Raw genomic sequence first — 7,706 nt, 5'->3', positions numbered from 1 at the left:
TATTAATGTCTGGTACTACTTCTTCGTAAACAGCTGGCTTTTCATCAACACCAACAGGCTTGGGACTGCATCGTATGGGACGATTGGCTAAGGTAAGAATGTCTTGCTGAATTACATTGCTGGTTTTTCTTTTAGACAAAGCTTTTTATACACTTTAAAATACACCCATACAGCATTTATCAACAACAATACACCGGTAACATAAAAAACCTATCGAACATCGAAATAGGCCGCCACTTGCCCGCCTAAAACAGCGCCTCCAAATATGCCCAAATATCCTGCCGACATGTTAAAACCAAAAACTCTGCCCGTAAGAGAATCCGGTGTAATTTTCTTAACAAGGGTATTAATAGAAGGATTTAGCCCTGCTATTGTCAGTCCCAATAAAAAGCGGAGTCCCATCAACTGCCATGGATTTGTTACCAGGGCTTGAGGTATATAAATGATTCCGGCAGCAACAAGCGCGGCTAACATGATTTTATGCGCTCCTATTTGATCTGAAAGTCTTCCCAGTCTCGGAGCAGCAATTATACTGGCCAGCCCAGAGGCTGAGAATGTCAACCCTGACAATAAAGCAACATGACCGATACCTTTGGTTAAGTGAGCGACATATATTGTTACGATGGGTTCTATTGAACTAAGCCCCAGAGTTAAGGCAAAGAAAGTCACAAATAAGATAATAGTCAAGCTCTTTTCAGGAACACTCTTCCATGTCTCCTTGATGCCAGATGCCCTTTTATCCTGACGTGTAAAAGATTCCTTTACAAATAAAGCGGTCAGAATAAATGCAATCATCATAAAGAGTAAAGCACCTGCAATACCACCTGTTGAAAGTGTGCCTAAAGCATATCCAGCGTCTTCTTTTTAGTTGTCTAAGCCGCTGCCGGGCCAGGCTTCCAGCTGGCTTTTGAATTCCTCCAAACTTATACGCTCGATATACTTGCCGAGCCGCTCGTGCTTTTTGGCGCCCTGGGCATAGACTTTGATGATCCTGTCCACTTTCTCCAAAACCTGTTCTTCACTCAAGCCTTCGAAAATAACCTGTCCAATCCGGGGGGTAACCCCTCCGTTGCCGCCAACCATCAGTTTGAATCCCTTGGGCATACCCATTGCGCCCACATCCCGGAAATGATTTTCCCCGCAGGAATTTACACAGCCACTGATGCCCATTTTAAATTTGCCGGGCAATTCAAGACCGTGATAGCGCTCGTCCAGTTTTAATCCCAGACTCACCGAATCCTGTTGCCCCCGCTTGCAAAAAGCAGTCCCCGGGCAAAACTTGATGCTGCGCACACACAGGCCGATAGCGTGGCTTGGCTTCATGTCCAGATCGCGCCAGACATTGTCCAGATCTTCTTCCTTCAAACCTACAATTGCCAGGCGTTGAGCGGAAGTCATTTTCAGAGCCTTGGCGTTATATTTCTCAGCAACATCAGCTATTCTTCTTAAAGCATCCGGAGTAATCAGCCCGCCAGGCAGATGGGGAACCACCGCAAAAGTTTCTTTGTCCCGTTGAAGCACCGCACCCTTTTCCAATAAATCCGTTGCAGCCATTTCTCATCAACCTCCATAGAAAATTTTTTATTGCTAAGAATATTATCATTTTACCGGCTCAATCAGTCAAGCGATATTGCCCCATTGGGGCATTCGTCCACACATGCCCCGCACTCAATGCATTCATCGCTTACTACCGCAATATCGTCGACAAGTTGTAAGGCCTCAGCAGCGCATATATCTACGCATTGCCCACAGCCAGTACATTTTTCTTTATCAACCGCCGCCTTCACGAAAAACACTCTCCTTTTTTCAAGTACTAGCGCATGCTGACCCATACCAACGGTAAAGGTTAAGCTCATTGCGGCCAGGTAACAGGTAAAATCCTGGCTGGCGCCGCTGCGCCTGCATATATATTCATCAATTATATGAACATATGCTCATTTGATTATACCTTACCATATCTCAAAGCGCAATAAGATTATTATTAAAAAATTGACGGGTTGGACATGAGGTTTGCCTGAATTAGCTGCTGCACATGCTTCTAAAGAAGTCAGGAAAAAGAAGGTCTTCTTCAAACCTCTTAAAAAACTGTCTGCAGGAATTCATCGTTTTTTGTTGAAATAAAACTCCAGGTAATGAAAACCTTAAGTATTACTTATATAAAAGAAAGGGGGCGCCATGGTGAGCTTTTTAAAAAAGATAGGCGATGTAGTAAAGGATACGGCCACTACAGTCGGTTCCAAGTCAGCCGACATGCTGGAAGCCGGAAAACTTAAATTACACAAAAGCCAGCTTGAAGGAAAAATCAAAGATAAAAAAACTGAAATTGGCGGCATTGTTTATGAGGCATATAAACAAAATACTCCCGCCGATACATCCGCCCTGGAAGAAATATATAGTGAAATAAAGGATTTAGAAAACCAGATTGAGGCTATTGAGGTAAAATTACAGAAGGAAGTTGAACCATCAACCTCCAACGAAGCTCAGACAACTTCCTCAACAGAAACAACCGTTGAAAAGGTCTTTTGCGCCGAATGCGGCCAGGAATCATCCCCCGGGGCTAAATTCTGCAAGAGTTGCGGCAAACCGTTACAATAATATACAAGCCACATTTTATATCTTATCTATATATATCTTATCTAGAAGTAAAAACAGGCTCTCCCGGAAGTTTTCCAGGGAAGCCTTCTTTATTACAAATTCCAAAATAAGCGCCCCTTTCTAAGGCGCCTTTTTCTTCAAGTTGGGGAATGCGCCTTCAGCCGGTCAACAGCCGTTTGGATGTCTGCCGGCAGGGGAACTTCCAGAATTACTTCTCTTCCGCTGCGGGGGTGGATGAAGCACATCCGGCCGGCGTGCAGCGCCTGTCGATCTATTAATGGTGACGCACACCCGTAGAGCAGGTCCCCGCATACCGGGTGCCCTAGAAAGCTTAAGTGCACCCTTATCTGATGGGTGCGCCCGGTCTCCAGTTCCAGCGACAGCAGGGTGTGTTCAGGATATCTCTCAAGCACCTGATAATGGGTGACTGCAGGCTGACCGTCCGGATGGACTATTCTTTTGCGCCTTTTATCATCCAGCCGGGCGATTGACTGGTCAATACGGTCGCTGTCCTCTGCCACTGCTCCCTCTACCAGAGCAGCATATTGCCGCTTAATGCTGCGGGACTTCTTCCGATTGAACATGCCCTGGTGGGCAAACTGGCTGTTCCCTATCAGGACCAGCCCTGAAGTGTCCCTGTCCAGGCGGTTTATCGGGCGAAAAAGGGTGTTCCTTCCCAACCCCTGCCAGTAATAAGTTACCGCGTTGGCCAGAGTGCCGGCGCCTCCCTGCCGGGATGGATGAGTGGACATGCCCGCGGGCTTGTTCACCACCAGGAAGTCCTCGTCTTCGTAAACGATTTCTATAGGAACCGGTTCCGGAACGATCTTGTTCTCCTCGGTAAAGTCCATATCGACGGTTATAAAATCCCCCGCGTTGATGCGGTAGTTAGTACGGGCGGTATACCCGTTCACCTTTATTTTGCTCTGCTGCTTCAACCGTATGACCAGGGAGCGTGAAAGCAGCAGTTTAGAAAACAGTATGTCCCGCAGAAAAGTATCCTGATCCGGGGCGCCTGCCGTATATGTCAGCTGTGTATTGTTCATTTTCTCCTCAAAAAACACTTACCCGCAAGCTGCAAGCTTATCAAAAAAGTGGAAGCGTTTCTATTTAATACGGATAAACATAGCCGTCAACTTTCCCGGCGGGTGTAATTTTCGTTACGGAAATCTGGGGTTCATCATATTCCGTGCCGTCATATTTAACTTTCCCCATATAGAGGATACCTTCGACAGTCACCCATGAACCTTCCTTTAGTTCGGGCGCCTTTTCATATTTGCAGAGTAAACCGGCAGGCGCTAAGTCTGTCACGCAACACGTCATCATCAGACGGGCAGGCACAAATTCGTCTTCCGCCATCATTTCAGGGTTTTTAACAACAAATCCCGTCATGATGACTGTATATCCTTTGTATTTCTTTTTATTCGTATATATCTCGGAAAGCCAGAGGCCGAAATCATCATTTGACACTGTGATTATCTTATTCTTCACATCCAAACCGGGCAGGTTAACCGCAGACGCGCCCTCCTGTACATTATCCTGCGCGCCGGACTGCGTACCGGAAACAGCCGGCTCTGAAGAATCGGCCGCGCTGCTGCCGGGCGCTGTCGCATCCTCCAAAGGTGTATTACCGGTATTATTTGCGGACCGGTCATCCGGCCCGCCTGCCGGGGCTTTAAAACCGGCGGAACTCTGCCCGGGGAGACCTGCATATGTATTTCCGTTCAAATAGCCTGAAGTTATATCAGCGGTATTGACCGGTGTATGGGGAAGCAAAAGAAGCATGACGGGAACCGCCAGAACCAGACAGTGCGCCGCCCGGATCTTATGCTGGGGCAAAAACAGCCGGGGCAAACTTCCCAATGCCCAAATGACCATTTAAGATCAATCATTGGGCCAAAAACTAAAAATCCCATAACGGCTCCCATAGGAAATCTTGAAGCGAAGCTGCGGGCAATAAACGCATCGCTTGATGAACACAGGGACAAAAGAAACGCCATGATCATCATCACAAGCAGTGAAACAGCAAAATCCGTGCCGTTTTTATAGGAAATCACTTTCGTAATCGTTGTCTGAAAAACCGAGGCGACAAACACTCCAATTATAAGGTACTTTCCTAAATTGAAAAACTCCGCCTGCGAATGGCGGATTAACAAACTTACCTTACCCCTGAATGTTATTATGCTTTCCGCCCCTTCGTAACATCCACAGCTGCACATAATACTGTCAAAGCTGCTTGACAGCGCACCGGCGCGGGAAGGCCGGACTGCGAACCACAGCCCGATCAAGACAGACGCAGCGATACCAAGCCCCACGCGTGCGGCAATAATTTGAAGGTTGCCGTTAAAAGCGTAGTAGGTGGATAACATAACAACCGGGTTGATTACCGGCGCAGCCGTCATGAATGTAACAGCCGCCGACATTGGAATGCCTTTTCTGACAAGGCTCCTGAAGATGGGAATCGAGGCGCAGTCACAGACCGGCAGGCAAAAGCCGCCCAGGACAGCCGCCAGTATTCCCCAGCCGGGATTTTTGGGAAATCTGCGCTCAATGGCTTCTTTGGTTACAAAAACCTGAATGATCGACGAGATCAGCACACCAATCAGCAAAAAAGGAACAGCCTGAAGCATAATCCCTAAAAATACATTGATGATTGTGTTAACGGGAGTCTGGGAAAGTTTAAATACCGTCGCCGCTAAAAGATATAGAGCAATAAATAAAAGGATCCCGCCGCAGAATGTGTTGACCGGGCGGCCCCTTTTACTGTAGACTTCGCGATAAATGCTTCCGGTTTGTCTGATGTCAAGCAGCTTTACGCCTGGATTGAGACCGCGCAGAATATTTCTGACGCGATAATAATCCCTGCCGGAGCGCACACCTCTTACAACCGCAAAATCGCAGCCCGCCGCCTGTTCGGGCAGCGCCCAGCCTGTTTTCCCCAACAGCTTTTCCAACATACCGGCATCCGCCAGGTGCATTACCTTCTCAATACGACAGAGGCGATATAAAGACGGATGTAAAAATAAAGCCTGCAGCCGGGCAAACGGTACAACACCGTTCCACTCGACCCAGATCTCGTCCACCGGATTGTTAAGCAGATAATCGCGGACTTGCTCTATTACCTGTTCCGGATTCTGTTCCAACGCCCGCGCAAGAAAATTCATCACGCTGCAATTGCTGTATTTACTGCTGAACTCCTCTTCGCCGGATTCAAACTGGAGTACGAGCATCTGCGCATCCCGCAGTTCCCGGTCATTAAGCAGTTTATTAAGGAGCGTTGTTTTCCCGGCGTCCAGGAAACCGGTTACAACATAGACGGGTATATGCAAGAGCCTCACTTCCCGCCAAAGAGCCTAATCAATTCCTGCCTGTCCAGATTCCTGCCGGTAAAACACAGCATATCACCCCTTGCAAGGCAGTTTGTGATCTTTAAATCCCCGGGGAGATACTGCAGATTCATATATCCGTTTACTCCGCGAACAATACCTTTGGCACGAAGGACGGTCCCGGATTGATTGCGCTCCAGTTTATATATACGAGACTTCAAGTCCTCAATTGTAAATTTGCGGTCCGTATAAACGGTAACAGTATCAAAGACATCCTCGGCTGAATGGCCGTGGTCGCGGTCACAATCTCCGCCGCCTTCATGATCGTGAGCGCCGTGATGATCGCACCCGCTGCCGTGAGTATGGCCGCAGTGTTCCCCGTGCGCAGGACGCTCCTGACGCGGGTGCAGGATTTCGGCGGCGGTTATTTGGCTCCAGGGTTTGGAAAAGACAGCGGAACGCGCATTCAGTATTTTAATCAACTCATGAGCGTCGTTTACCTTTCCGGGGAAATCCCCGGTACGGCTGAGCAAAATAGTATCGGCATTTTCAATTTGATCTTCAAAAAACTCGCCAAAGTTGTCAAGATACATCTTGCAGCGTTTCACATCCACGACCGTAATTTTGGCCTTAACTTGCGCCAACGGATGAATACGCGGGTCTGAACACGCTTTCATGATATCCGACAGCTTGCCTACGCCCGAGGGTTCTATAATAATTTTGTCCGGGTGGAAGCGGCTGAGGAGTTCTTTCAGGGCTTTTACAAAATCACCCGACAGGCTGCAGCAGATGCACCCGGAATTGATTTCTTTTACTTCAACGCCGCCCGACTTCAGCAGGGCGGCGTCAACGCTTATCTCACCAAAATCATATATGCTTAAGCGTTGAAAATATGCGGATACTTGCTATATAAACTTGTTTTAAAATTATCCTCAAAATCAAAGGTTGCAAAATAATCGGCGGGTGTTTCTGCCCGGCGTATTAATTCAGTTGATCCGTCCTCTTTTAGAAGAACTTCTGCAGAACACAGCTTACCATTATAATTATAACCCATTGCATATCCATGTGCTCCTGTATCATGTATTACTACAAAATCTCCAAGATTAATTTTGGGCAGCATACGGTCAATTGCAAACTTATCATTATTCTCACATAAGCCACCGGTAACATCATATTTATAGTCACAGGGTTCATTTTCCTTACCCATAACCGTAATATGATGGTATGCGCCATACATTGCAGGACGCATAAGATTTGCTGCGCATGCATCCAATCCAATATATTCCTTGTATATGTGTTTTTCATGAATGGCCGTTGTGACAAGACAGCCATGCGGACCCAGCATAAATCTGCCAAGTTCAGTATATAGGGCAACATCACCCATTCCTTCCGGAACTAAAGTCTCCTCGTATGCCTTTTTAACACCTTGTCCAACTGCGAAAATATCGGCAGGCTGCTGCTCCGGACGATAAGGAATACCAATTCCCCCTGAGAGATTTATAAATGCAATATGAGCGTCTGTTTCACGTTTTAACTCAACAGCAGTTTCAAATAGAATTCTTGCAAGTACAGGATAGTATTCATTTGCCAGTGTATTGCTTGTTAAGAATGCATGTAATCCAAAATGCCGCACTCCCTTTTCCCGAAGTATCATGAATCCCTCAGTCAGCTGCTCACGTGTAAAACCATATTTTGCTTCACCGGGAGTATCCATTATAGCGTTTATAACATTATTCACAAATGGTCTTTTTATTAGTCAAGCTGTGACTGCCCACGTAAACTGAC

General features: G+C 47.0%; 6 protein-coding genes and 3 pseudogenes. 1 reads left to right on the top strand and 8 read right to left on the bottom strand.

Translation table 11 applies throughout. The annotated features are described in order from the left end of the window. Window positions 1-111: 111 nt before the first annotated feature. The 3 genes and pseudogenes from DEH07_07790 to DEH07_07780 form a co-directional block, all read right to left on the bottom strand. A pseudogene (locus DEH07_07790) lies at window positions 112-798 on the bottom strand (hypothetical protein). A 66-nt stretch (window positions 799-864) separates the two neighbouring features. After that, window positions 865-1,554 (bottom strand): NAD(P)/FAD-dependent oxidoreductase, encoded by a 690-nt coding sequence (locus DEH07_07785; protein HBY04423.1) that lies wholly within the window; start codon window positions 1,552-1,554, stop codon window positions 865-867. A gap of 62 nt (window positions 1,555-1,616) precedes the next feature. Beyond that, on the bottom strand, window positions 1,617-1,787 hold the full coding sequence (locus DEH07_07780) for a ferredoxin (protein HBY04422.1): 171 nt from the start codon (window positions 1,785-1,787) through the stop codon (window positions 1,617-1,619). Window positions 1,788-2,178: 391 nt separating this feature from the next. Between DEH07_07780 and DEH07_07775 the strand changes: the two genes are divergently transcribed. Continuing rightward, window positions 2,179-2,595 carry a hypothetical protein gene (locus DEH07_07775; protein ID HBY04421.1) on the top strand — a complete coding sequence of 139 codons (417 nt, stop codon included), beginning with the start codon at window positions 2,179-2,181 and terminating at the stop codon, window positions 2,593-2,595. 137 nt (window positions 2,596-2,732) lie between these two features. On the opposite strand, the gene DEH07_07770 is transcribed toward DEH07_07775, so the two are convergent. The 5 genes and pseudogenes from DEH07_07770 to DEH07_07750 all read right to left on the bottom strand — a co-directional run bounded on the left by DEH07_07770 (window position 2,733) and on the right by DEH07_07750 (window position 7,650). Beyond that, window positions 2,733-3,659, bottom strand: a complete 927-nt coding sequence (locus DEH07_07770) for an RluA family pseudouridine synthase (protein HBY04420.1) — start codon at window positions 3,657-3,659, stop codon at window positions 2,733-2,735. A 46-nt stretch (window positions 3,660-3,705) separates the two neighbouring features. Further along, complete coding sequence (locus DEH07_07765; GenBank protein HBY04419.1) at window positions 3,706-4,473, bottom strand: TIGR03943 family protein; 768 nt, start codon at window positions 4,471-4,473, stop codon at window positions 3,706-3,708. Further along, window positions 4,473-5,924, bottom strand: a pseudogene (locus DEH07_07760) (permease). The gene DEH07_07765 and the pseudogene DEH07_07760 overlap by 1 nt, the downstream one beginning before the upstream one ends. Before the next feature lie 5 nt (window positions 5,925-5,929). Further along, window positions 5,930-6,796, bottom strand: a complete 867-nt coding sequence (locus DEH07_07755) for a hypothetical protein (GenBank protein ID HBY04418.1) — start codon at window positions 6,794-6,796, stop codon at window positions 5,930-5,932. A gap of 2 nt (window positions 6,797-6,798) precedes the next feature. Further along, a pseudogene (locus tag DEH07_07750) lies at window positions 6,799-7,650 on the bottom strand (diaminopimelate decarboxylase). Between the last annotated feature and the right edge of the window lie 56 nt (window positions 7,651-7,706).

It is taken from the genome of Desulfotomaculum sp., assembly GCA_003513005.1.
GTDB lineage: Bacteria > Bacillota > Desulfotomaculia > Desulfotomaculales > Nap2-2B > 46-80.
Note: the sequence above shows the minus strand (reverse complement) of the source record. Positions and strands in the feature narration are given on the sequence as shown.

Excerpts from the sequence above, each read along its gene's own strand:
- DEH07_07765 (HBY04419.1), bottom strand. The coding sequence starts at position 4,473 with ATGGTCATTTGGGCATTGGGAAGTTTGCCCCGGCTGTTTTTGCCCCAG.
- DEH07_07785 (HBY04423.1), bottom strand. The coding sequence starts at position 1,554 with ATGGCTGCAACGGATTTATTGGAAAAGGGTGCGGTGCTTCAACGGGAC.